Source organism: Shewanella glacialipiscicola, from assembly GCF_023283485.1.
Taxonomy (GTDB): Bacteria; Pseudomonadota; Gammaproteobacteria; order Enterobacterales; family Shewanellaceae; genus Shewanella; species Shewanella glacialipiscicola.
This window is the reverse complement of record NZ_JAKILU010000003.1, coordinates 118,461-143,857: the sequence shown is the minus strand read 5'-3', so window position 1 is coordinate 143,857 and position 25,397 is coordinate 118,461. Positions and strand designations below refer to the sequence as shown.

The following is a 25,397-nucleotide window of genomic DNA, read 5'->3' as shown; positions in this document are numbered from 1 at the left end:
GTTCGTATCCTCAACAGATACGAACCTTTTTTATTGGCTAGCGAAGCCAAATCTAGTTTGCTGCCATATTCAACGACACAAACTCAGCATCTGATTATTGCCAGATATAGCCTGAGATCAGTGTGTTTAACAAAATACTGTTAAAGTTACGTAGCGCTTGAGATGAATCACTGCTCCCTGCACCAAAACACACATGTAGTGGTAATAAATGTTCTTCCCGCGGATGACTAAAACGCGCTTCAGGGGCCATTTCCCAGTGGGTTAATACAGCTTTAGCCTCGGCAATGCTCGCACTTGCCGTTAATGTTTGCGTGAGCCAGTAGTCAAATTCTGCGCTGCGGCTTTGTACTGTAAGATCGCTTGAGAAAAACGCCCGCATATTGTGAAACGACATGCCCGAACCCACAATCAATACCCCTTGCTCCCGCAGTGGGGCTAAAGCTTCCCCAATGGCAATATGAATTTTAGGATCGAGACTGTTAATTAAAGACATCTGCACCACAGGAATATCCGCCTCGGGATACATCAACTTAAGTGGCACAAAGGTGCCGTGATCAAATGCACGATTGCTATCTAAGCGGGCAGCAATCCCCTTTTCATCTAGCATATTCGCAATCTGTGTGGCTAATTCTGACTCACCGGGTGCAGGATATGTCAGCTGATAAGCCTCAGGTGGAAATCCATAGTAATCATACAAAATACTTGGCTTTGGGCTACTCGACAAAGTCACCACAGATTCTTCCCAATGGGCAGTGATCAACACAATCGCCTTTGGAGTTGGCATTGACGCTGTTACTGAAGTTAAAAATGCACGCAATTCCCTATGATTAACATCATTGAGCAAAGGCATTGAGCCACCACCGTGGGGCACAAATAGCACAGGCATACGACTCGTTTTAACTTGCATCACACTCTCTCATTTTGATTAAATTATCTGCATAACGGCTTACCGTGCACCCCAAAATTTCCGTTTAACTAACTGTTAAATAATACAATTCAAGGTAAATTTAAAATGCGGAGCGATTCAGCACCAACTGCCGCTGAAATTGCACTAAACGCTCAATAATTTCATCCAGTTTGATAACCAGAAAGAGGCCAGCCGATAAACTCAATGCAGGCAGTGCATTCATCGACGCTTCATAGTTAAAGTGGAAATAAATCGCTCCCATCATAATCGCCAGTAAACCGCTCGCCGATAACACTCGGTAGTCACGTAGACACAAACCAAGGGCACCAATCACCTCCATCAAACCAATCACGTAACCAAAACCTGTCGGTAAATTCATTAAAGTGAACGGAACATGGAACATAGGCACACCAAATAACTTAGCAAATCCCGAGATGAAAAACACGATACTCAGCGCCAATGTGACGGTTGCAGCGGCGCGATTAAGTGTATTGGCACAAAGGAATAGCTTCTGCGTATCAACCTCGGCAACTAAGCCATTGATACTTTGTCCCTTAGCACCGCATAAGCTTGAAAATCGCATAGTTCATACCCCATTAAACTTAATATTGCCGTCAATCTTGAGCACCAATGCACAGTCAACAAGCGAGAATGGCGTGGATTATGAGCCGATAAAATATAAATAAATATGGAATAAAATCTAATATCTCATAAACTAATAATTTATGACTTACGAGCAACACCTGTGACCTTAGACCAACTGCTGATGTTTAAAACCGTAGCTGAGGCGGGCTCACTCAAAGCTGCTAGTGACAAGTTACATAAAACCCAACCCGCAATAAGCCAAAGTATCAAGCAGTTAGAATCACAGCTCGATCTTATTCTGTTTAATCGGGAAGGTTATCGACTCGCCATTACTGAACAAGGCCGAAAACTGCTGCAACATACCCAACGGGTACTGAATGAAGCGCAGGAAATGAGGCAGGTGGCAAAACATTTGGCCAAAGGCAACGAAGCGAGTATCACCTTAGCTTTTGAAGCCTCTTTTAATCTCGCTCGAATTTTGCCGATTTTAGAGCTGACTCAAAATGAATTCCCTTACACCCAAATCATTCTTAAACAAGAGTTTTTAACCGGTGCACTCGAAGCCCTGAATCAAGATATAGCCGAAATCATCATCTCAGCGGGCGGAATTGAGCCCATACCTTCGAGCCATTTAGAATTGGCCTATTTATTTTCCGGCAACTTGCTCGATGTGGCCGCACCGCGCATGCTTGAGCGTCATCCAACACTAACCTACGCAAGAGAACTCGTTAACGAATATCAAATCGTGATCCAAGATACCGGCACTGGTACTGCGAATATTGAGTTTGGGGTACAGGCGGGGCAACGACGTTGGTATGTTAATGATTTTTATACCAAGAAAATGCTCATCCAAAGTGGTATGGGTTGGGGCAAACTGCCGCACTATATGATTGAAGATTCACTCAAACAAGGCACATTGCTGGCACTGGATTTGCGCGAAAGACAAAACAACATCCAACTCGATTACTATGTGATGCGAAAACCCCATTCACCCTTAGGCCCTGTTGCCCAAGCACTGTGGCAAAAACTGATCGCCTTTTCATCTGAGCTGAATGCTTAGGACTTCAAACTTAAGATGTAGCTTTTTGACTTAAAATGAATTGAAGCCAAAAAGTTATAAGCCGTTATGAAATCATCGACCATAAACAAAAACGCCCCTTGATAAGGGGCGTTTTTCATTTTGATAATAAGCTAGAAACCTTAGGCTTAAACCTTAGCTAAAGTACGCTCTTTAGCGCTCCAATCTAAGTGATATTTCTCGCCTGCTGGTTTGTCAGTACGCTCAAAGGTGTGGGAGCCAAAAAAGTCACGTTGACCTTGGAGTAAGTTCGCCGGTAATGTTTCGCAGCGATAACTGTCGTAATACGCCAGAGCCGAGCTAATACAAGGCGCTGGAATGCCCTGCATGACAGCAGTCGCAACGGCTGTACGCCATAGTTCTTGTTTTTCAGATAAAACAGATGCAAAACTGTCAGCCATCAACAGATTGCTAAGATCGGCTTTTTCTTCATAGGCTTGAGTGATTGATTGCAAGAAAGTGGCGCGAATAATACAACCTGCGCGCCAAATTTTTGCAATTCCAGCAAAGTCTAACTGCCATTTTTGCTCACTGGCCGTCATTGCCATTAACTGGAAACCTTGTGCGTAACAACACACTTTGGCGCAATATAACGCGCTTTCAAGGGCATCAATTAATGCTACTTTTTGCGTAGCATCAATCGCAACTCTTTTTGGCCCAGCCAATTTTTTATTTAATTGCAGACGTAAAGATTTTTGGGTACTTAAAGCGCGGGCATACACAGCTTCAGCAATCGTCGGCGTTGGGCAACCCATTTGTAAACTGCTCACAGCAGTCCACAAACCAGTGCCTTTTTGGCCCGCTTTATCTAAGATCATTTCCACCAGCGGTTTACCCGTTAAAGGATCGGCCTGTTTTAATACTTCGGCGCTAATTTCCATCAAATAGCTATTTAAGCTACCTTTGTTCCAGCGCTCAAACACGTCGCCTACTTCAGATGCGCTCATGCCTAAACCGTCATGCAACATTTGATAGGCTTCGCAAATCAATTGCATATCAGCGTATTCGATACCGTTGTGCACCATTTTCACATAATGACCAGCCCCCGCAGGACCTATATAGGTGGTACATGGCTCGCCTTCAATCACTGGGTTACCTGGCTCAAAACGCTCAATGGGTAAGCCTGTTTTTGCATCAACCTTAGCCGCAATTGCCTTCCAAATAGGTGCGACATGATGCCAAGCATCAATATTGCCACTTGGCATTAAAGACGGGCCAAAACGCGCGCCCACTTCACCGCCTGAAACCGCAGAACTAAAAAAGACAAATTGTTCTTTGTAACGCGACTCTCGCTCGACTGTGTCAGTCCACAGGCTATTGCCCGTATCGATAACAATATCGTCAGATTCAATTCCGGCAGAAATCAAGGCACTACAGACACCATCAACCGGGGCACCAGCAGGAACAGAAAGCACTAAAATGCGGGGTTTTGTAAGGCTGGCTAACATTTCGGTAAGATTAGCACAGCCAAGAATACGAGGCTCAAGTCCAACGCGTTCGTGCTTTTCTTGCTGTACAACAGCATTAACTTTATCAGCATCGAGGTCAAATGCGCTGACGTTATATTGATTATCCGCGATGTTTAACGCCAGGTTTTTACCCATTACGCCAAGACCTATTACGCCGATATCATTAAGGTTTTTGTGGTTTTGCATTATATAATTCCCACGGGTCGCAGAGGTTAGATCTAACCAATTTTGAAATATAATTATAGCGAGCTTTGTAACTTAATTACCAGAAACATACGATTGGCAATTTCGATTGTGCCAAAAGTCGCCATCGTTTACGTCTCATCTCATCTGGCATAACCGTCAACTAATGGGCGAGTTTAAGTCCTAAAACACCCAATAATATCAGTACCAAACTGGCAGTTTTGAGTAAGCTAACCCCTTCTCCTAAAAGAACAATTCCCGCGATAGCTGTACCCATGGCACCAATACCGACCCATACGCCATAAGCTGTACCAATAGGCAGTTGTTTAACCGCGAGTCCGAGTAGCAACACACTCACGGTCATCGACGCAACTGTAAAGATACTTGGCCATAAACGCGTAAAACCTTCGGTATATTTAAGCCCTACGGCCCAACCAATTTCGAATAAACCCGCAAGGATTAATAAAAACCAGCTCATAGTGAACACCCATAAAGGGGTCGTCCCCATAATAGATTTGGCGTATTTAGGGTCGTCCCTAAGCCATGTGATTATCATGTAATGATGTCGTGATAGGGGCTCAAGACTAACAAATTTAAGATAAAAACTTCAATCTTTGATTTTACCTAATCATTAATACAACAAACAAAAAAGGCGATAGCAAACTTGGTTAGTTTACTATCGCCTTGATATTTCAGCTTTGTTATAGGATTTTACACTAAAGCATCTGCATAACCCATGCGAGTAAGTGCAGTACGCACTAGCTCTAACGTTTGCGGATCTTCTATGGTTGCTGGCGCAGTATATTGCTGATTATCGGCAATTTTACGCATTGTTCCGCGTAAAATCTTACCGGAGCGCGTTTTAGGTAATTTTTGAATCGCACTAACTAACCTAAAGGAAGCAACGGGACCAATCTCTTGGCGCACCAAGGTAATTAACTGCTTATGCAATTCTTCATCACTGATCGTCACGCCCTTTTTCAGTACCACCAATCCTAATGGCACTTGACCTTTAAGCTGATCATCAACACCAATCACAGCCGCTTCGGCCACATCGGGATGTTGACATAATACCTCTTCAAAACGTCCGGTCGACAACCTGTGGCCCGCCACGTTTATGATGTCATCGATACGACTCATAATGTAGAGATATCCGTCTTCATCGGTGTAACCCGCATCGCCAGTTAAGTAATAACCTGGGTACATAGACAAGTAACTGTCTTGATAGCGTTGATTGTTTTGCCACAGTGTCGTCAAGGTGCCCGGCGGTAAAGGCAGTTTGATCACCACATTCCCCGAGGTATTGGGCGCAACTTGTTCACCCAATTCATCCACCACTTCAACCGCATAGCCAGGCACAGGCAAAGCGGGTGAGCCAGGCTTAATGGCGACGGGCGCTGTGCCCATCAAATTTGCCGCGACAGGCCAACCCGTTTCAGTTTGCCACCAGTGATCGATAACAGGTTTAGCGAGTTTAGTGTGTGCCCAAACTAAAGTGTCGGGATCGCAACGTTCCCCCGCCAAAAACACGTTTTTAAGACAAGCTAAATCAACACCTTGTAGATACTCACCATCAGGATCTTCACGCTTGATTGCGCGAATGGCCGTCGGCGCGGTGAAGAAGCTTTTAACCTTGTATTTGGCAATCGTGCGCCAAAAGGCTCCTGGATCGGGCGTACCAACAGGTTTGCCCTCGTACATTAGGGTCGTAGCGCCCACCAGCAATGGCCCATACACAATGTAAGAATGACCCACAACCCAGCCCACATCAGACGCGGCCCAAAACACATCGCCCGCTTGAATATCGTAAATATGTTGCATCGACCAAGCCAGAGCCACAGCATGGCCGCCATTATCGCGCACCACACCTTTAGGCTGACCCGTGGTGCCAGAGGTATAAAGCACATACAAAGGATCGGTAGCCTTAAGCGCAGCGCAATCCGCCCAAGGTGCCGTGACTAACGCAGCTTGCCAATCTAAATCACGGCCCTCAAGCAAATCGGCATGATACTGGCTACGATTCAAAATCAGGCAATGATCCACTTGATGGACAGCTTGTGCCAAGGCTTTATCTAACAAAGGCTTATAAGGGATAACACCCGAAGGCTCGATACCGCAGGATGCCGATAGCACCAATTTAGGTTTGGCATCGTTAATCCGCGTTGCGAGTTCATTGGCGGCAAAACCACCAAAGACCACAGAATGAATCGCGCCTATACGGGCACAGGCCAGCATAGCAAAAGCCGTTTCTGGCACCATTGGCATATAAATCACCACGCGGTCACCCTTGCCAATACCAATGGATTGCATAAACCCTGCGAGTCGGCTCACTTGAGCTTGCAGCTCCGCATAGCTAATGCCGTATTCAGTATCCGTTACTGGGCTCACATACTGGATAGCGACTTGATCGCCGCGTCCAGCCAACACATGGCGATCGACGGCGTTATAACAGGTGTTCATTTCACCATCGGCAAACCAATGATAAAACGGCGCCTGCGACTCATCGAGCACCGTTTTAGCGGGTTTAATCCAATCGAGCGCCTTGGCCGCTTCTCCCCAGAACTCGGCTTTATTAAGCAAGGATGCTTGATGCAACGCTTGATGTTTTTGTTGGTTCTGTTTTTGATTTGTGGCTTGCGCTACAGATGCATTTTGCTGTTCTGTCAACATATGTCCTCCAATCAGGACTGCGGCTAAAATCGTCAGCCGCAATAACTACCCCTTCCAACAACCATTATTAACAGGGGCGCACCAAGCCCACTATTAGACGTTAGCCTATAACCAGAAGATATTTGTGGCTTTATGTGAGAACACTAATTTAAAGCACTCGTTTTAATCAAGCCATATAGGCTTGTGGCAATTGGGATTGACACCTTTTTGCTCCCAGAATAAAGGCCTAAATCTTTACCTTTACGTAAACTTCATATATCTTGCTTGAAATTGATTATTTAGGGTGCATGATGAGCGCAACGAACACGCCACAAACGACTTACTCGATTAGTGATCTCTCAAAAGAGTTTGATATTACGACGCGTAGTATTCGTTTTTACGAAGATCAAGGTTTGCTTAAGCCTAAGCGCCGCGGTCAAACCCGTATTTATAGTCTCAAAGACAGAGTCCGTCTCAAGCTCATTCTTCGCGGCAAACGCTTAGGCTTTTCATTGGCAGAAACTCGCCGCTTGTTTGAGTTATACGATGCCGACAAGAGCAGCACTTCACAACTCAATACCATGCTCGCCCTAGTGGAAGAAAAAAAATCTGCCCTACAACAGCAAATGGATGACATTAAAGTGGTGTTGATGGAACTCAATTCTGCCGAGCAGCAATGCCGTTTAGCCTTAGATGATAACAAAACGACTAAAGCCTAAATCCTCGTTGAAACAAGATCAAGTCAATATGATTGGCTATAAGGCCTAAAAACGCAGGATGTAAGCACTAGGATTAAGTACAAGATTTAAAAGACTCAAGCACCTAAAAATCATAAAAACTATAAAATTACATATCAGAAATTTAAACATCTGAAATTAGAACATTTGAAAGGACAAAAGCAATGAACTCACTCTACACCAGTCTGAATTTTGGCCTAGGCGAAGACGTCGATATGCTGCGCGATGCGGTGCAAGATTTTGCCGACCATGAAATCGCTCCAATTGCCGCCAAAGTAGACCAAGACAACGCCTTTCCCAATGAGCTTTGGCCTGTACTAGGGGGAATGGGGCTACTAGGCGTCACGGTGCCAGAAGAGTTCGGCGGCGCAAACATGGGCTATCTTGCCCACGTAGTGGCAATGGAAGAAATCTCCCGCGCATCGGCCTCTATCGGCCTAAGCTACGGCGCCCATTCAAACCTGTGCGTAAATCAAATTAACCGTAACGGCAATGCTGCGCAAAAAGCCAAGTATCTGCCTAAGTTAGTGAGCGGTGAACATATCGGCGCACTGGCTATGAGTGAGCCAAACGCAGGTTCTGACGTAGTCTCAATGAAGTTACACGCCCGCAAAGAAGGCGACCGTTTTATCTTAAACGGCAACAAAATGTGGATCACCAACGGCCCCGATGCCCACACCTATGTGATTTACGCTAAAACCGACCTAACCAAAGGCGCACACGGTATTACCGCTTTTATCGTTGAGCGTGATTCTAAAGGTTTTAGCCAAGCACAAAAGCTCGACAAACTCGGCATGCGCGGCTCTAACACCTGCGAATTGGTGTTTGAAGATGTTGAAGTACCGGAAGAAAATATCTTAGGCGGCTTAAACAACGGCGTAAAAGTGCTGATGAGCGGCTTAGATTACGAGCGCGTCGTACTGTCTGGCGGCCCATTGGGCATCATGAACGCCTGTATGGATATCGTTGTACCTTACGTCCACGAACGTGAACAATTTGGCAAATCAATCGGTGAATTCCAACTAATACAAGGCAAATTAGCCGACATGTACACAGGTATGAATGCCGCAAAATCCTACGTTTATGCCGTGGCAAAATCCTGCGATCGCGGTGAAACCACCCGTAAAGATGCTGCTGGCGCGATTCTGTATAGCGCAGAGCTCGCAACCAAAATGGCATTGGATGCCATTCAACTGCTGGGCGGCAATGGTTATGTGAACGAATACGCCGCAGGCCGCTTACTGCGTGATGCCAAGCTGTATGAAATCGGCGCGGGTACTTCTGAAATTCGCCGCATGTTGATTGGCCGCGAATTGTTCAATGAGTCGAAATAACACAATCTTTCACAAGTGAATGGGTAGCCCCTCACTGTAGCTACAGTTTGCGCCACCCATTCGAGCCAAGTAATACCGAATTTCCGCTTTAGAAGGACAATAAAAGTGACGCAAATAAGCAGTCGTATCAACGCCCGTAGCGATGAATTTAAAGCCAAATCCGACGATATGGCCGCCCTAGTGGCCGATCTAAAAACTAAGTTGGCAAAAATCGAACTTGGCGGCGGCCCTGTGGCGCTGGAGCGTCATTTATCCCGCGGTAAATTACTGCCACGTCAACGAGTTGAAAAACTACTCGATGCAGGTTCACCCTTTTTAGAACTGTCGCAATTTGCCGCGTTTGAAGTCTATGACGAAGAAGTACCCGCAGCAGGCATTATTGCTGGTATTGGCCGCGTGAGCGGCGTTGAGTGCATGATTATCGCCAACGATGCCACGGTTAAAGGCGGCACTTATTACCCGATTACGGTCAAAAAACACCTTCGCGCCCAAGATATTGCCAGCCGTTGCCACTTGCCTTGTATCTATTTAGTCGACTCAGGCGGCGCTAACCTGCCCCGCCAAGACGAAGTATTCCCAGACCGCGATCATTTTGGCCGCATTTTTTACAATCAAGCGCAAATGTCGGCTAAGGGTATACCACAAATTGCTGTGGTGATGGGTCTGTGCACCGCAGGTGGCGCTTATGTGCCTGCGATGGCAGATGAGTCAATTATCGTCAAAGATCAAGGCACTATATTTTTAGCAGGCCCGCCATTAGTGAAAGCGGCTACCGGTGAAGAAGTTAGCGCAGAAGAGCTTGGCGGCGCCGACGTACACACCAAAATATCTGGCGTAGCGGATCATTTAGCGCAAAACGATGATCATGCTTTAGAGCTAGCACGCCGCGCTGTATCGCGCCTTAATCATCAAAAAGAAATCAAGTCGCTGTTAAGCCCAGTAAAACCACCAAAGTTCGACATTAGCGAACTATATGGCATTGTCGGCACCGACTTGAAAAAGCCCTTTGACGTCAAAGAAGTTATTGCCCGTATCGTCGATGACTCTGATTTTGATGAGTTTAAAGCCAACTATGGCGCAACCTTAGTGTGCGGCTTTGCCCGTATTCACGGCTACCCAGTGGGTATCGTCGCGAACAACGGCATTCTATTTTCTGAATCAGCACAAAAAGGTGCGCACTTTATTGAGTTGTGTTGTCAGCGCAAAATTCCGCTGCTGTTCCTGCAAAACATTACCGGCTTTATGGTGGGTAAAAAGTACGAACACGAAGGCATTGCCAAACACGGCGCTAAGATGGTGACCGCAGTATCCTGCGCCAATGTGCCTAAATTTACAGTGATTATTGGCGGCAGCTACGGTGCGGGTAACTACGGTATGTGTGGCCGCGCATTCGAGCCAACCATGATGTGGATGTGGCCTAACGCGCGCATTTCTGTGATGGGCGGCGAGCAAGCGGCTGGCGTACTCGCCACAGTTCGCCGTGACGGTTTAGCCCGAAAAGGTGAAGAATGGTCACTTGAAGCTGAAAAAGCCTTTAAAGCGCCCATTGTCGCCCAGTACGATAAAGAAGGTCATCCGTACCATGCCAGCGCCCGTTTATGGGATGACGGTATTATCGACCCAGCGCAAACCCGCGACGTGGTCGGCCTTGCCCTATCTGCAGCGTTAAATGCTCCTATCGAAGACACTCGCTTTGGTGTGTTCCGCATGTAATTCATGCGTGTAGATAATGACATGTCAACAAGATAGGGAAACGACCATGACAAGTTCACAACCAATACCACACACGTTAAGCAACTTACAACACGTGAGCTACGCTCTCAATAACGGCGTTGCAGAGTTAATCCTTAACCGAGCAGAAGTGCACAACGCCTTCGATGAAGTGATGATTAGCGAGATGATTAGCGTCCTTAGCTATTTTGCTGAGCACAAGCAATGCCAAGTGCTGGTACTCAAAGCCAATGGCAAAAATTTCAGCGCCGGCGCCGATCTCAATTGGATGCGTAAACAAGCCAAAATGGACTTTGAGCAAAATCTAAATGATGCCAAAGCCCTCGCTAAACTGATGCAGGATTTAGACACCTTTCCTAAGCCCACCATTGCATTAGTGCAAGGCGCAGCCTTTGGCGGCGCACTGGGGCTGATTTGCGCTAGTGATATCGCTATCGCTACAAGCCGCGCCAGCTTTTGTTTAAGCGAAGTTAAACTCGGATTAATTCCGGCGGTGATAAGCCCTTACGTTGCCCGCGCTATGGGTAACCGTGCCTCGCGCCGCTACATGTTAACGGCCGAACGTTTTAGTGCAGAAACCGCCCTTAAGCTTAATGTTATCAGTGAAATCTGTGATGACTTAGACGCCGCAGCTAAGCCGATTATCGACGCGCTGCTGGCCAATAGCCCACAAGGCATGGCGTGGGTAAAAACACTGCTATCGCGCCTTGAAGATGGCGTGATAGACCAAGACGCCATTGATTACACTAGCGAGCGTATCGCGCGCATTAGGGTATCGACTGAGGGCCAAGAAGGCTTAAACGCTTTTTTTGAAAAACGTCAGCCGAACTGGCTGCAAACCGCGGCAACGCCAGAGCCAAGTGAAACCCAAGGAGCACGTTAGATGTCTACTAAGCACATGTTTACCAAACTATTAATTGCTAACCGGGGTGAAATTGCCTGCCGCATCATCAAAACTGCCCATGCCATGGGCGTTCGCACCGTTGCTTTATATTCCGATGCCGATAAAGAAGCGCGCCATGTCGCCATGGCCGACGAGTCTTTCTACTTAGGCGGCAGCGCGCCAGCAGACTCCTATTTAAAGGGCGATTTGATTATCGACATCGCCAAAAAAGCCGGTGCACAAGCTATTCATCCAGGTTACGGATTTTTATCAGAAAACGCCGACTTTGCCCGTAAATGTGAGGCTGCAGGCATCGCCTTTGTTGGCCCAGGCAGTGATGCTATCGATGCCATGGGCAGCAAAAGTGCCGCCAAATCGATTATGACAGCGGCAAACGTGCCGTTAGTACCCGGTTATCATGGTGATGACCAGAGTGATGCAGTGCTAAAAGCTGAAGCGCTGAAAATCGGCTTCCCTATGCTGATTAAAGCGGCCTATGGCGGCGGCGGTAAAGGCATGCGTATCGTCGAGAACGAAGGTGAAATCATGGAAGCCGTTAACTCGGCGCGCCGTGAGGCGGCCTCTTCTTTTGGTAACGATAAGTTATTGATGGAGCGCTATTTACGCCAGCCGCGCCACGTCGAAGTGCAAGTGTTTGCCGACACCTTTGGCAATGCCATTTACCTGTCAGATCGCGATTGCTCAATTCAACGTCGCCACCAAAAAGTGGTTGAGGAAGCACCAGCTCCAGGGTTAAGCGATACACTGCGCGCCCAGATGGGTGCAGCGGCAGTGGCAGCAGCTAAAGCCATCGATTATGTTGGCGCTGGCACGATAGAATTTCTGCTAGATACGGACAATAGCTTCTATTTCATGGAGATGAACACCCGTCTACAGGTGGAGCATCCCGTAACTGAAATGGTCACTGGCCAAGATTTAGTGAAATGGCAATTGCTGGTCGCCAGCGGTCAGCCTCTGCCCCTTAAGCAAGATGAAGTGCGTATTCACGGCCATTCATTTGAAGTGCGAATTTATGCCGAAGATCCACAAAATGAGTTTTTACCCGCCAGTGGTAAGCTCAATTTTCTACGCGAACCCGAGCAAAGTAAGTTTGTCCGTATCGATTCAGGCATTCGCGAAAACGATGTGATCAGTAACTTCTATGATCCTATGATTGCCAAGCTTATTGTCTGGGATGAATCCCGCCCGCGCGCCCTGCAACGTTTAGTGCATGCCTTAGAGTCGTATCAAATCAGCGGCCTTAAGCACAACATTGAGTTTTTGGCGAACATTGCCGAGCACCCAGCATTTGCCAATGCCGACTTTAGCACTGACTTTATTGGCCGTTATGGCGATACCTTAATTGGTACGGCCTCGAGCGAAGCCGATACTGCGCTTGCCTTTGCCGCGCTGTATCAAGTGCTTGCCCGTAAAGAAGCCGCTAAAGCATTGGCCATTAACAGCGCTGATCCTTACTCGCCTTGGGGTCAAGTGAGTGGCTTTAGACTTAACAGTTGTAGCCAACACAATATTACCCTGCTCGATGACGCCCATGAATTGCAGCAGTTAGTAATGCTCGATTTAGGCGGCATGTATCAGCTACCACTGCACGGCCAGGACTGGATTTTAAATGGTGAACTGAAACAAGACTTACTGCTCGCCGAAATCAACGGCCATAAGAGTAAAGTGCCAGTGAGCGTACAGGGCGATGACTTTACGCTATTTTTACCTTCTGGCAGTTATCACTTTAAAGCAGTGCAAACTGTCGTTGTTGAAGAACAAGCCAGCAGCGCAGACAAATTAAAAGCACCGATGAACGGTACAGTCGTGACCCATTTAGTTGATGTGGGCAGCGAAGTCAAAGCGGGCCAAGGCTTATTGGTGATGGAAGCCATGAAAATGGAATACACCATCGAAGCGCCCTTTGATGGCACTGTCACTGAATTCTACTTTAAGGCCGGCGAGCTGGTAACCGATGGTACAACCTTGCTCAATGTTGAGCCGCTAGAGCCATTATTAGCATCTGACGACGAGCAAATAGCGAGCAAGGAAGCTTAAGATGTCTTGGAAAACGAGTGATAGCAGCAAACAAACAGGTTGGGGTAAAAAACCTCAAAGTGACAGCGTGAGCATTTTTGAGATGGGCGCACGCGACGGACTGCAAAATGAAGTCGCCGTACCCACCGCGGCTAAAGTCGCTTTAATTGAATCTCTGGCAGATGCAGGGCTTAAGCGCATCGAAGTCGGCAGCTTTGTGTCACCTAAATGGGTGCCACAAATGGCTGATTCAGCCGATGTATTAGCGCAAATACAGCGTCAAAGCGGCGTGGTGTATAGCGCACTCACGCCCAACGTTAAAGGTTTTGAACTGGCACTGAATGCAAAAGCCAGTGAGGTGGCGATATTTGGCGCTGCCTCACAAAGCTTTAGTCAGCGCAATATCAACTGCTCAATAGAAGAATCAATTGAACGCTTTATCCCTTTGATGGAATTAGCAAAAAAACACAATATTCCGGTGCGCGGCTATGTGTCCTGCGTGCTGGGTTGCCCCTACGAAGGTGAGATTGCGGTCAGTGAAGTGGCCCGCGTGTCTGAAATCCTTTATAAAATGGGCTGTTACGAAATATCACTCGGCGACACTATCGGTATCGGCACGCCGCAAAAAGCCCGTAGAATGCTGCAAACCGTGGGCGAGCGCGTACCGGTTGATAAACTGGCACTGCACTTTCACGACACCTATGGCCAAGCACTCGCCAACATTTTGGCCTGCTTAGATTTAGGCGTGCGAGTATTTGACTCCTCCGTAGCCGGTCTTGGTGGATGCCCTTATGCCAAAGGCGCATCGGGCAATTTAGCCACCGAAGACTTAGTGTATATGCTGCACGGTATGGGATTAGAGACAGGTATCGAGTTACAAAAACTCGCGTTAGCGGGTCAAGCTATCAGCACCCAATTGAACCGCAAAAATGGTTCAAAAGTCGCCACGGCCCTATTAGCCAAATAAAACAATAACCAAATAGAACAAAAAATACTGATATTTAGCGCGTATATAAGAGGACATCACAATGGCAGGACTCAATAAAGTCGTCAGCAGCTATGAAGAAGCATTGAAAGGCTTATCTAACGATATGACCATAATGGTCGGCGGCTTTGGCCTATGCGGCATTCCAGAAGGCTTAATCAATCAAATGGTTAATATGGGTGTTAAAGGCTTAACGGCGATTTCAAACAATGCTGGCGTTGATGATTTTGGCCTAGGTTTACTGTTAAAACATCACCAAATCGCGACGATGATCGCATCTTATGTAGGCGAGAACGCTACCTTTGAACAGCAAATGCTCTCTGGCGAATTGAACGTGATTTTGACTCCCCAAGGTACGCTAGCGGAAAAAATCCGCGCAGGTGGCGCAGGTATTCCGGCATTTTTCACCGCAACGGGCTACGGCACGCCGATAGCTGATGGTAAAGAAACCCGCGAAATCAAAGGTCGCCATTACGTATTAGAAGAGTCACTCAGCGCTGATTTTGCCTTAGTGCGCGCATGGAAAGCCGATACCATGGGTAATCTGGTGTTTCGTAAAACCGCCGCCAACTTTAATCCTATGATGGCGACCGCCGGTAAAATTACCGTGGTTGAGGCCGAGTTTATTGTCGAGCCGGGCGAGCTAGATCCCGATCATATCCATACGCCGGGCATTTATGTTAACCGCGTGATTCAAGGCTCGTTCGAGAAACGTATCGAGCAGCGCACTGTAAAAGCGGCTAAATAAGCATCGTACTGCGGATTAAAGAACGGATATCAAAGGATAAGTATCATGGCATTATCAAGAGAACAACTGGCTCAACGCGTCGCCAAAGAATTAAAAGACGGTTACTACGTCAACCTAGGTATTGGTATTCCTACACTGGTGGCTAACTATATTCCAAGCGGCATGGAAGTCATGTTGCAATCAGAAAATGGTTTATTAGGCATGGGCGAATTCCCCACTGAAGACACCATAGACCCTGATTTAATCAACGCCGGCAAACAAACGGTTACCGCAGTCAAAGGTGCCTCGTTTTTCTCATCGGCGGAAAGTTTTGCCATGATCCGTGGCGGCCACGTGGATTTAACGGTTCTGGGCGCCTTCGAGGTCGATGTTAACGGCTCTATCGCCTCGTGGATGATCCCCGGAAAATTAATTAAAGGCATGGGCGGCGCGATGGATTTAGTCGCCGGCGCTGAAAACATTATCGTGACTATGATGCACGCCGACAAATACGGTAATTCTAAACTACTAAGCGTGTGTGAATTGCCACTGACAGGTTACGGCTGTATCAAACGTGTTGTCACCGATTTAGCCTTTATCGAAATAAAAGATGGCGCATTTCATCTTTTAGAGCGCGCTCCTGGCGTGAGTGTTGATGAAATCGTCAGCAAAACCGCTGGCAAGTTAATCATGCCAGAGCATGTACCAGAGATGACATTTTAAGCCTTAACTTTCATCTTGTTGTCCGCTTTGCTGACCTAAGCCTAGAGAGTGTCTCTAGGCTTTTTATATTTATCAAGCGCTCCGGTATCAAACGTCACCTCCAGTTAATACTTAACTTCCAATACCCAAATCATCCTGCTAGGGTAATGTTTTTAGATTGGCCCATAACGACAAACACCTTGTTAGCTCTCAGATAAACTGACTAATTGCCCAAAGGATTTTTCTATGGACTGGCTTATTATTGCACTTGCAGGTTTTTTAGGTGGCATGCTCAATGCCGTAGCAGGCGGTGGCAGCTTTATTACGCTTTTAGCATTAGTGTTCGTTGGTGTGCCGCCAATTGCAGCCAATGCCACGGGAACCGCAGCACTACTCCCCGGTTATATCGCCAGTGCTTGGCGCTTTAGAAAAGATATCGAATATCCGGCCAGCCTTAGCTTTAAAAATCTCATCTTGATTGCCCTCATCGGCGGCAGTATTGGTGCAGGCATTTTATTAACCACCAGCGAGCAAGTGTTCGCAACACTGATCCCTTGGCTAATTTTACTGGCCACTGCAGCCTTTATTATTGGCCCTTGGCTAATCAAGAGAAGAATGGCATTGCAAGGCATGAGCACCTCTTCTACGCCGGCATTACGCCCAATAACAGCGCTTTTAATGCTAGCCGCGGTGTGTATTTATGGTGGTTATTTTAATGGCGGCTTAGGTATTATCTTACTCGCCAGCTTTGGGCTGATGGGTCAAACCAATCTACATGGGATGAACGGACTTAAAAATTTAATATCCGCTCTACTCACCGCTATTGCTGTAGTGATTTATGCATTGGGTAATGTCATCGATGGACAATATCTGTTGCTGCTTGCCATTATGGCAATAATCGGCGGTTATGTGGGCGCAGTGCTGGCTTATCGTATTTCACAACCTTTACTGCGCGGCTTTATTGTCATCGTAGGTTTAACGATGGCACTAGGCTTTTTTATACGCTAGGTTGTTCATACATTAGGCTTTTTATACGTTTGCTTTTATACGTGATCCACTATGCCGATAAACTGCGCGTATGTTACCGATTTTTTATTACCCTGCCCTAGCATTTAGGAAAGCACTGTTACTAAAGGATAGCTATGAAACGGACCACCTTAACTCTTGCCCTGTGTCTTTTTACATTCCAAGCAGAGGTTTACGCTGAAGTCACTCGCGCTGCCCCACTTAACGTCAAAACAGAAGCGGGAAATATCCAGATAAAAACCATCGCTGAAGGGTTAGAAAATATCTGGGGTATGGCATTTTTACCCGACGGCAGCATGCTGGTGACTGAACGCGCCGGCAGAATGCGGATTGTCAGCACCGCAGGCGAAGTGGGTGAACCCTTAACGGGTTTACCGCCGATGTATGCCAAGGGTCAAGGTGGTTTACTTGATGTGGTACTTGTGCCAGATTTTGCCACCAGCAAAAAAATCTATTTCAGTTATTCAGAACCCGCTGAAGGTGAGGCAAGCTCTCTCAATAGCACAGCAGTCAGTTTTGCCACGCTCAATGGTAACAAACTTGAAAATCTCACCCGCGTTTTTAGCCAGCAACCCAAAATAGATAGCAGCCACCATTTTGGATCTCGTTTAGTGTGGGCACCTGACGGTACACTGTTTATCACGCTTGGCGACCGCTACAGCGAAAAAGATAGCGCCCAAACATTAGACAATCATTTAGGCAAAGTCGTGCGGATTAATGCCGACGGCTCTGTGCCTCAGAATAACCCCTTCGTCAATATGGCTGGCGCTTTGCCAGAGATCTGGTCGATTGGTCACCGTAATATCCAAGGCGCAGCCATTAATCCTATCAGTAAAGTATTATGGACTGGCGAGCATGGCCCGCAGGGCGGCGATGAACTCAATATCGACCAAGCGGCCAAAAACTATGGTTGGCCTGTGATTACCTATGGTGAGAATTATGGCGGCGGTAAAATTGGCGAAGGAACCCACAAAACGGGAATGGAGCAACCTGTCTATAAATGGGTACCTTCCATTGCCACCGCGGGCTTTATGTTTTACACAGGTGATAAATTTCCACAGTGGCAAAATAATATTTTACTCGCCAGCCTAAAAGAAAAAACACTGGTGCGTTTAGTGCTTGATGGTGACAAGATTATTAAAGAAGAGCGCCTGCTAAAAACCGAACTGGGGCAAAGATTACGCTCAGTCGTGCAAGGGCCAGATGGACTAATTTATCTTGTGACCGATGAAGCTAAATCAAAAATTTACCAGATCTCACCGCAGCAATCTTAAGCACTCGCTTTAACCACAGCCTTTTAACCAGTGCAACAAGCTCAATGCTGGGAGGGGAATACAGTTCGATACTAAATCGTCACATATGCTTGATTCTACTGCGCCCGATTGAATCCGTGGCCAAATTTAGTTGACCACTTCAGAATTAGCTGTCCACCAGATGATATTTCAAGATATTTCTCTTCAGTTTCATCATCGGCATATATTTTCAACAAGGGATAATCAACGGCATTGCCGATTGCATGATCCCCCGTTTTTACGAATAACTAGAAAGTCATACCGAAATCTGAGACGACCTGATTTTTTACTTCATCTTCTTTTATACGTTTCATAATCTCGGCACTTTTGACACATAACGCCCACTTAAGCGGACAAAAATTGTTGGTTATAATGTGAAGCGAAGCGTAACCTAACCAACTGTTTTTTTGTTTCGTTTGAAGTTCTTGTTATGTGATTACTCTGCTTTGTTATTCTTCTCTATTTTAGCTTTCAAATTGTGGAATAAGGAAGCAAATATGAATGTGGTAAATAGCAAAGTTAAGCACAATAACTTAATGCCAATACTTTCATTTTCAATAAATATATTCAATATTGCAGATGAGAAAATAAAACCTAAAAAATAATAACTTTGTAAACTACTCACAGAAACTCCTTGTGCACATAACGCCGTGCTCAACGGCAGTTTGTAAGTTGTGGTTTTGTGGAATACTTTTGCGCAGCAAAACCACAAAGCCGCGACTTATAAACTGTCCAGCGCACGAAGTGCGCGGGTTGCAGCACGTTGTTATGTTTTCAAAAGAGTATTAGCCTCTTTCAAAATATCAGGAATAATGCTAGCTCTGGTGATTCCGATGTGTTCATGATCTGTTTGCTCATGAGCGAGAAGACCAAAGCCTGATAATTCTTGAGGCCACCCGAGCTCTTGATTTAGCTCACCAATTTTCAAACAGCCAATATTTGGGTCAATTTTTCCGGAAATAATATTTTCAGCAATATTTTTCGCAATTAGCAATTTCAACTGACTTTCATTAGGTAGAGCAATTCCTAGTTCATTAGCGGCTTGATGGGCTAATTTTAAAGCTTCGTATGCAGATGGCTTTTTCAAGCTTGCCAGTTCTAATAGACCATCAGACATTTCATCATTTGAAATTCTTTCCATTGCCCAAAAGACCAGCTCACTCGTGCAAGTTATCCCTGTTTCCACACGAACCATAATATCAATAATTTTATTAATTTATCGTTCTCCCCCAACATAACGCCGCACTCTGCGGAAATTTAGGAGCGCCAGCGAGTAAATTTTCCGTAGCAGTGCCTTGTTAGCCATTTTCTGCCTCTGCTGTGTCTTTAAAAACGAAACCAATAGCCTCTTTAGCTTTTGGGTCAATGATATAGATGTAGTTTCTTTGGGGCTGAGTAAAAATTATGCTATTGGAGTAGTGTGAAAACACTCTTTCATTATCATAATACTGACTACCTGACGAAGTTCGATTGTATCTTTTCGTTCCTATCGATTCTTTGTTCATAAACTCTAAAAAATGTCGTGATTCTTCAGGCTGTAAACCTTCAAAAAATCTGATCAAGGCATTAAGCTTTAATTCGTCAAAACGTCTCCATAATTCGTTTTCTAATATATCTTTTGCAATTGGAGTGAGTGACGCTGACTCATATCGCTCACCTACTGCTGGGGTATATATAATTTTGAAATTTTTTAAAGTGAAAAGTGGTGCACTTTTTTTAACTTGAACGTGATTCTGCCTTTTGAGCTCTTGAATAATGTACAACTGAAATATATCCAACGTCTCAAATATAGAACGAATTTTCTCTCTGTTTTTTAGATTATCTGACTCTGCATTTTTCGCATCTAATTCGGCTTTGACCAATTTAAGTTTTTCTTCTTGTCGATTTTGAAAGTGGGAGTAAATAAGACCGACGAAACCATAAACTAGCCTAACCAATGTTATAAAAGTTAGCCCTCGAAGAACGGTTTCTGATACTGGTTCGAGCGCTATAAATTCATTTTTTGAGGCGAATAAAATACTTGTAGAAACCAAAAAGATTGCAATATTTAATCGCATATCCTTCGCTTTGGTTAGTAGTTCAAGAACTTCCTTAGAACTCTGCACTCAAATTATCTCCATATTGATGGCTAACATTTTATTAGTGCGCATGCGCGTTTATCACGTTAGACCAGTGAAAGCACGCATTTTTAACTGATTGTATTGCAAAGAAGTTATCAGCTTTACTTCAAATACGCCACCTAGAAAAACGCGCATGCGCGTTTTTCAAACCTATTATCTACTTAATTAAAAGTATAAGTAATTGATTTTAATGCTATTTATTTAAAAAATGAGAAAACGCGCACGAATACAGGATGAAAATCGTTCAGAATCCTTATGATTTGAATACGACTGTATAATTATCCAGTTTTTTGATGGGTAGTAGTGAATTACATCACACGGGTATAACGATGAAAATTTCTAGGACAGAAAGTCCGTTCGTTACTGTTCTACTGACAACTTGTTAACTCGTTTTGGGGCACTTTTTAGCTGAACGAACAGCAGAAGTGTTAGTTAAGATTGGCATTGATGTACCAGTGACCTTCTAAAACATGGATGTTTTAGTAGAGCCCTCAGGGACGAGTTTATGGCGAGTCACTGGGAAACAATGACAATTAATGCGTAACAACTGACGACAAAGTTATCTTGCTTTGGGGTATTTTCGAGTCAGAGAATGCAGTTAATCGGCCAAAACTCCTGCTATTTAGGCGGACAATTTAATTATTCATAATAAATCTTTATCGCTTGGTATGAGATGTTATAACCCTCCTACACGAATCGATAGATAGATAGATAGATAGTTTAAGCGATAAAAAACAAAGAGCGTTCTTAAAGAACACTCTTTGTGGTTAGCTTGCGGTTGTTAATTTGCGAATATTAAACTTGGCATGAAACTCACCGCCTTTATTCGTTTACCACGCACATCCCCTGCTCTGTTTTTACATAGGGTGACAAAATGGGCATCATGCCTTTCATCACTTGTAAGGGTAGAGCAGAGGTAAAGCTAAAGTCATCGGATTTACTGCCAGGAACAAAAGCCGTCAACGTACCAAAGTATCTATCACCAAGATAAAACACGAAAGTCGCAGTACGGTTCACAGCCGTAGTTGCTACTCTTTTGCCTTGCTGCATTTGAGTCACAATACGGTTATCACCGGTGCCGGTTTTACCGCCGATAGGTAGCATGCCGCCTTGCTCATCGGTAAAAATACCCTTTAAACGCCTTGCTGTACCATTTTGCACTACGTTGGCTAACGCAGCTTTTAAGGCTTCTGCTACTTCATGGCGCATCACCCGCTCACCTTGGGTATTCTGGTTATCCAATGTCACTTCGTAAGGCGTATTTGCCGCAAAATGCAGCTGATTAATCCGCACTGTCGGTAAACGGTAACCGTCATTTTGAATAATGCCCATCAGCTCAGCTAAGGCTGCGGGTCTATCGCCCGAACTGCCAAGCGCAGAGCCTAAAGATGGCACCATAGAATCAAATGGATAACCTAAACGCGCCCAACGCTGATGTATGTCAAGGAATGCTTCTACTTCGAGCATCACTTTTACTCGTACATCACGGGCGTTTTTATGGCGCGTTCTAAACAGCCAACGGTAAACTTCTTGGCGCTGGGCTTCACTCGCCTGTTTAACATCACTTAAGATAGCGTCTGGATTATGGTTTAAATAATCGAGCACCCACAGTTCTAATGGATGCACCCGCGCGATATAACCTTGATCAGGAAGATTAAATTTATCCGGACCGTATTTGTTGTACAATTCCTTAATACGTCGATCGGTATAGCTCACTCGAGGTATTCTTTGCTGTATAAATGCTTTATATGCCGAGATAGGCTCATCGGGCAATAAATAGCGATACGCCGCAGTTAATTGTTGCTCCGACTGAGATTGGCCATCAAAAAACATAGCAAAACGCTCATTGGCGGCGACTTTTTTATACTTTCGATAAAACTTAGTCACAAACGTATTGCCTTCGCGGTCGGCAAATATTCGTAAATATTCGTCACGGCGCGGATCTTTATCACTGCGCAGTAACTGGGCCATATTGCCCTCGTTTTGCATACTGCTGCTGTAGTTGACTATGTCACGCATCAACCTTACAAAGGGCAAGTTAATCGAATCCTGCAGGGCTTGATAGAGTGTCGGAGTTTTCAGATCTTCCGTTTTCTTAAAGTTATTAAACACATGTAAACCACCACCCGTGAAGAATTGCTCACTGGCTGAAGCTGAATATTCACGCTGCAGCGCCGCATCTAGCATGTGATCTAAGCGCCTGCCTGGGTTTACAATCAAGTAATCAATTGCCCAACGAGTTAAGTGATCCCGAGGCTCGATAATGATCGATTCCAATTCAATACCGTGTTTCTTAGAATACTTATCGTAGATCTCGGCGATAATTTCTAAGTACGTTGCCATCACCCGTAATTTAGCGGTTGAACCTAGCTCTAGCTTACTGCCCTCATTGATATCAAAGGGTTGATCGGTACTATCAGTTTGCACCCGAACCCGATTGGCGGTATCAGTTCGCTCATAAAGCGTAAAACTATAAAGTACATTTTGTAACTGGCTTGGCTCAAGCAGACGCTCACCTAATAGCCCGACTTGCTCCGCTGCAGAGACTTGTGCAAGGCTGCGTAAGTAATTGCTCACTTGTTGCTGCAAGTCACTGTGTAAACTACTTTTTACCGTTAAATCGAGCCGGTCTAAATCGTACAATCCCACGTTTAGCATACCCGCGGTGCGAATGCGTACTGTGTTCACACCTTTATCGGCACCTGATTGAATATTGCGCTGTGGTTTAACGACTTTAAAATGCAATTTCTGCGCGAGTGCCGCATCACGCAAACCACGATCAATGAGATAATACTGGCCAAGTAAACGAATATGGCTATCGACTAAATTCTCAAGATCTTCATGGCCTTGCAATAAATAATACGACGGACGACGCTGGGCGATCATCAAAGCAACCACTTGACGAAATACCTGACCACGTTTAGCCGCATTGCTCTTGATCTGTGGTGAGGATAACAATTGGTTGGCTGTATCGAAATCGGTGCCAAACCAAGCCCATAAGCCATCGCCAATACCATGAACTTCACCATGATTGGGCGCCGAAGAGAGCGGCACTGTATTTAGATAATCTTGCACAATGCGCTTACGTGCAGGCTCAGTATTTTCACTGTGCTGGTAAACGCGCACACTGGCTGAGCCAATTTGCAGTAACTTATCCTTAATACTTAAGGTTAAACCTTGGGAAGAATGACGGAATTTCTCAATCTGCGTTGCTAGCGTACTACCACCAGCAGTAGAAACATTCATACCAACCATTTCAGCAATTTGGCTCATCCCTGCTACTACAAAACGTGGCCAATCAATCACAGGGTTAAGTTTAGCTTCCGTGGTCCACAGCTCGCGGTTTTCAATAAACAATAAGGTATTGACGATTTCATTGGGGATTTTATCGCTATCCTGATAAACCCTTTTTGGATAAGCAAACTCGTATAAATCGGTATTACGACAATCGAGTAGCGTGAGCCCTGATTGCGCTTTTTCATGATATGGAGGGAAAAAACCTAATTTAGCATATTGTTGCAACGCAGACGAAAACGCCACCTGCTGCGTTACCTGAAAATTACGCTGCAATAATCTGTCGATATAAAGCGGCAATTTACTGTAGCCATGGCGTTCATCAAAAGGCCCATAACTAGGATAAATAACCGCTTGGCTTGGCGCATTATCTAAATCGTAGGTGAGCGTTTTGGCATATTGATTAATGTATTTTGCTTGATAATAGGAGGTTTTAACTTCAAGCCCGATCAGCAGCGCAGCGCAGCAAATAAGAATAAAAAATAAGAACCACACTCGCCCCTTTGATCTGGCTTTACGCGCTGGTTTTTCTTTAACCTTGGGCTCTGGTTCGGGTGGACGAGGACGATAATTTTCGAACTTCATCTCTGACGTGGAATTAGGCAAAACAGCTCCAAAAAAATACTAAAATAAACATCTTTCATGCAACTCAGCAAATCCGTTGCCACTCAATAAGGCAATATATCAAACTCATTTAACCTTCATGATCCATTTTGTATCGATGGTTTGTATTCACGACATCTATTGAGCGGTAAAAAGCGATGTCTATTGCTTAAAACAACCAATAACGCATGCTCATATTAAGCTAACAGCACATTCGTAAAAATAACTGATGAATACTAATCCCAAATAAACTCACGAAAGTGTTTACGACATACGGACTCATAACTTTCATTGCCGCCAATAGCAACTTGCTCACCTTCGCGCATCACTTTACCTTCACCATCAAGACGCACCACCATGTTAGCTTTACGGCCACAATGGCATATGGTTTTTAATTCAACCAATTTATCAGCCCAAGCTAATAAATAATGACTGCCGGTAAAAAGCTCGCCTTGGAAATCTGTTCTTAAACCATAACAGAGCACAGGAATGTCAATATTATCGACCACATGTGTAAGTTGTTTAACTTGTTCTTTGCTCAGAAATTGGCATTCGTCAACCAACACACAGCTTAATGGCGTAGCTTGATGCACATCGGTAATCATCTGCGTTAAATCATCTTTACTACTAAAAACCTGTGCTTCGGTTTCAATGCCGATACGCGACGCGACTTTACCTTTACCATATCGGTCGTCTATCGAGGCTGTCATCACCAAAGTATTCATGCCGCGTTCGCGGTAGTTATAGGACGACTGCAATAAAGAAGTGGATTTCCCCGCGTTCATTGCCGAGTAATAAAAATACAATTGAGCCAAGACTTATACCCTTTTTAAAACGTTACCCATAGGCCTCTGTTACCAGAGCGAAATTGGTTGCTAGTCTAACATTGCGTTTCACATCAGAACACTAGCTAGCACTAAGCATTTTTAATGAATTTGGACAACTACGCCAAGTTATTCAGCATTTTATTCCACAATCATCTATGAGAGCACTTCCAATCAAGCTGGCTCAATCTTCATATTAACAAATGCAACCAAAAACACTCAGTTACCAGG

The 25,397-nt window shown here is 45.2% G+C and carries 20 protein-coding genes; 11 read left to right on the top strand and 9 right to left on the bottom strand.

Going from position 1 to position 25,397, the window contains the following annotated elements; translation table 11 throughout:
* Window positions 1-94: 94 nt before the first annotated feature.
* Together L2717_RS03665 and L2717_RS03660 are read right to left on the bottom strand one after the other, a co-directional pair.
* A complete protein-coding gene (locus L2717_RS03665) occupies window positions 95-907 on the bottom strand; it encodes a DODA-type extradiol aromatic ring-opening family dioxygenase (protein ID WP_220772782.1) in 813 nt (270 codons plus the stop codon).
* Between the two features lie 100 nt (window positions 908-1,007).
* A complete protein-coding gene (locus L2717_RS03660; protein ID WP_220772781.1) occupies window positions 1,008-1,490 on the bottom strand; it encodes a DoxX family protein in 483 nt (160 codons plus the stop codon).
* Window positions 1,491-1,652: 162 nt separating this feature from the next.
* On the opposite strand from L2717_RS03660, the gene L2717_RS03655 reads away from it, so the two are divergent.
* Entirely contained in the window at window positions 1,653-2,552 is a 900-nt protein-coding gene (locus tag L2717_RS03655; protein WP_220772780.1) for a LysR family transcriptional regulator, read from the top strand.
* 146 nt (window positions 2,553-2,698) lie between these two features.
* Here L2717_RS03655 and gndA read toward each other — a convergent pair whose 3' ends face one another.
* From gndA to L2717_RS03640, 3 genes are all read right to left on the bottom strand, one after another.
* Window positions 2,699-4,225: an NADP-dependent phosphogluconate dehydrogenase gene (gndA, locus tag L2717_RS03650; RefSeq protein WP_220772779.1), complete on the bottom strand. Its 1,527-nt coding sequence runs from the start codon at window positions 4,223-4,225 to the stop codon at window positions 2,699-2,701.
* A gap of 160 nt (window positions 4,226-4,385) precedes the next feature.
* A complete protein-coding gene (gene sugE / locus L2717_RS03645; RefSeq protein ID WP_220772778.1) occupies window positions 4,386-4,700 on the bottom strand; it encodes a quaternary ammonium compound efflux SMR transporter SugE in 315 nt (104 codons plus the stop codon).
* Window positions 4,701-4,933: 233 nt separating this feature from the next.
* On the bottom strand, window positions 4,934-6,892 hold the full coding sequence (locus tag L2717_RS03640) for a propionyl-CoA synthetase (RefSeq protein WP_220772777.1): 1,959 nt from the start codon (window positions 6,890-6,892) through the stop codon (window positions 4,934-4,936).
* Between the two features lie 290 nt (window positions 6,893-7,182).
* On the opposite strand from L2717_RS03640, the gene L2717_RS03635 reads away from it, so the two are divergent.
* The 10 genes from L2717_RS03635 to L2717_RS03590 all read left to right on the top strand — a co-directional run bounded on the left by L2717_RS03635 (window position 7,183) and on the right by L2717_RS03590 (window position 18,307).
* Entirely contained in the window at window positions 7,183-7,590 is a 408-nt protein-coding gene (locus L2717_RS03635; RefSeq protein ID WP_220772802.1) for a MerR family transcriptional regulator, read from the top strand.
* Window positions 7,591-7,772: 182 nt separating this feature from the next.
* On the top strand, window positions 7,773-8,942 hold the full coding sequence (locus L2717_RS03630) for an isovaleryl-CoA dehydrogenase (RefSeq protein WP_220772776.1): 1,170 nt from the start codon (window positions 7,773-7,775) through the stop codon (window positions 8,940-8,942).
* Between the two features lie 105 nt (window positions 8,943-9,047).
* The gene (locus L2717_RS03625; RefSeq protein WP_220772775.1) at window positions 9,048-10,655 is read left to right on the top strand and encodes a carboxyl transferase domain-containing protein; all 1,608 of its coding nucleotides are present in this window, start codon (window positions 9,048-9,050) and stop codon (window positions 10,653-10,655) included.
* A gap of 46 nt (window positions 10,656-10,701) precedes the next feature.
* Window positions 10,702-11,556, top strand: coding sequence for an enoyl-CoA hydratase-related protein (locus L2717_RS03620; RefSeq protein ID WP_220772774.1), 855 nt, complete (start codon window positions 10,702-10,704; stop codon window positions 11,554-11,556).
* A complete protein-coding gene (locus tag L2717_RS03615) occupies window positions 11,557-13,614 on the top strand; it encodes an acetyl/propionyl/methylcrotonyl-CoA carboxylase subunit alpha (RefSeq protein ID WP_220772773.1) in 2,058 nt (685 codons plus the stop codon).
* Between the two features lies 1 nt (window position 13,615).
* The gene (locus L2717_RS03610) at window positions 13,616-14,560 is read left to right on the top strand and encodes a hydroxymethylglutaryl-CoA lyase (protein ID WP_220772772.1); all 945 of its coding nucleotides are present in this window, start codon (window positions 13,616-13,618) and stop codon (window positions 14,558-14,560) included.
* Between the two features lie 61 nt (window positions 14,561-14,621).
* Complete coding sequence (locus tag L2717_RS03605) at window positions 14,622-15,326, top strand: CoA transferase subunit A (RefSeq protein ID WP_220772771.1); 705 nt, start codon at window positions 14,622-14,624, stop codon at window positions 15,324-15,326.
* A 45-nt stretch (window positions 15,327-15,371) separates the two neighbouring features.
* A complete protein-coding gene (locus L2717_RS03600) occupies window positions 15,372-16,028 on the top strand; it encodes a 3-oxoacid CoA-transferase subunit B (RefSeq protein WP_220772770.1) in 657 nt (218 codons plus the stop codon).
* 225 nt (window positions 16,029-16,253) lie between these two features.
* Window positions 16,254-17,015: a sulfite exporter TauE/SafE family protein gene (locus L2717_RS03595; RefSeq protein ID WP_220772769.1), complete on the top strand. Its 762-nt coding sequence runs from the start codon at window positions 16,254-16,256 to the stop codon at window positions 17,013-17,015.
* A gap of 134 nt (window positions 17,016-17,149) precedes the next feature.
* Complete coding sequence (locus L2717_RS03590) at window positions 17,150-18,307, top strand: PQQ-dependent sugar dehydrogenase (RefSeq protein WP_220772768.1); 1,158 nt, start codon at window positions 17,150-17,152, stop codon at window positions 18,305-18,307.
* Window positions 18,308-19,091: 784 nt separating this feature from the next.
* Here L2717_RS03590 and L2717_RS03585 read toward each other — a convergent pair.
* The 4 genes from L2717_RS03585 to L2717_RS03570 all read right to left on the bottom strand — a co-directional run bounded on the left by L2717_RS03585 (window position 19,092) and on the right by L2717_RS03570 (window position 25,157).
* The gene (locus L2717_RS03585) at window positions 19,092-19,511 is read right to left on the bottom strand and encodes a hypothetical protein (RefSeq protein WP_248937984.1); all 420 of its coding nucleotides are present in this window, start codon (window positions 19,509-19,511) and stop codon (window positions 19,092-19,094) included.
* A gap of 112 nt (window positions 19,512-19,623) precedes the next feature.
* Complete coding sequence (locus L2717_RS03580; protein ID WP_220774435.1) at window positions 19,624-20,430, bottom strand: hypothetical protein; 807 nt, start codon at window positions 20,428-20,430, stop codon at window positions 19,624-19,626.
* An 837-nt stretch (window positions 20,431-21,267) separates the two neighbouring features.
* A complete protein-coding gene (locus L2717_RS03575; RefSeq protein ID WP_220774436.1) occupies window positions 21,268-24,345 on the bottom strand; it encodes a transglycosylase domain-containing protein in 3,078 nt (1,025 codons plus the stop codon).
* Between the two features lie 233 nt (window positions 24,346-24,578).
* A complete protein-coding gene (locus L2717_RS03570) occupies window positions 24,579-25,157 on the bottom strand; it encodes a thymidine kinase (protein ID WP_220774437.1) in 579 nt (192 codons plus the stop codon).
* Window positions 25,158-25,397 lie beyond the last annotated feature (240 nt).

Excerpts from the sequence above, each read along its gene's own strand:
- L2717_RS03665 (WP_220772782.1), bottom strand. The coding sequence starts at position 907 with ATGCAAGTTAAAACGAGTCGTATGCCTGTGCTATTTGTGCCCCACGGT.
- L2717_RS03660 (WP_220772781.1), bottom strand. The coding sequence starts at position 1,490 with ATGCGATTTTCAAGCTTATGCGGTGCTAAGGGACAAAGTATCAATGGC.
- gndA (WP_220772779.1), bottom strand. The coding sequence starts at position 4,225 with ATGCAAAACCACAAAAACCTTAATGATATCGGCGTAATAGGTCTTGGC.
- sugE (WP_220772778.1), bottom strand. The coding sequence starts at position 4,700 with ATGAGCTGGTTTTTATTAATCCTTGCGGGTTTATTCGAAATTGGTTGG.
- L2717_RS03640 (WP_220772777.1), bottom strand. The coding sequence starts at position 6,892 with ATGTTGACAGAACAGCAAAATGCATCTGTAGCGCAAGCCACAAATCAA.
- L2717_RS03635 (WP_220772802.1), top strand. The coding sequence starts at position 7,183 with ATGAGCGCAACGAACACGCCACAAACGACTTACTCGATTAGTGATCTC.
- L2717_RS03630 (WP_220772776.1), top strand. The coding sequence starts at position 7,773 with ATGAACTCACTCTACACCAGTCTGAATTTTGGCCTAGGCGAAGACGTC.
- L2717_RS03620 (WP_220772774.1), top strand. The coding sequence starts at position 10,702 with ATGACAAGTTCACAACCAATACCACACACGTTAAGCAACTTACAACAC.
- L2717_RS03615 (WP_220772773.1), top strand. The coding sequence starts at position 11,557 with ATGTCTACTAAGCACATGTTTACCAAACTATTAATTGCTAACCGGGGT.
- L2717_RS03610 (WP_220772772.1), top strand. The coding sequence starts at position 13,616 with ATGTCTTGGAAAACGAGTGATAGCAGCAAACAAACAGGTTGGGGTAAA.
- L2717_RS03605 (WP_220772771.1), top strand. The coding sequence starts at position 14,622 with ATGGCAGGACTCAATAAAGTCGTCAGCAGCTATGAAGAAGCATTGAAA.
- L2717_RS03600 (WP_220772770.1), top strand. The coding sequence starts at position 15,372 with ATGGCATTATCAAGAGAACAACTGGCTCAACGCGTCGCCAAAGAATTA.
- L2717_RS03595 (WP_220772769.1), top strand. The coding sequence starts at position 16,254 with ATGGACTGGCTTATTATTGCACTTGCAGGTTTTTTAGGTGGCATGCTC.
- L2717_RS03590 (WP_220772768.1), top strand. The coding sequence starts at position 17,150 with ATGAAACGGACCACCTTAACTCTTGCCCTGTGTCTTTTTACATTCCAA.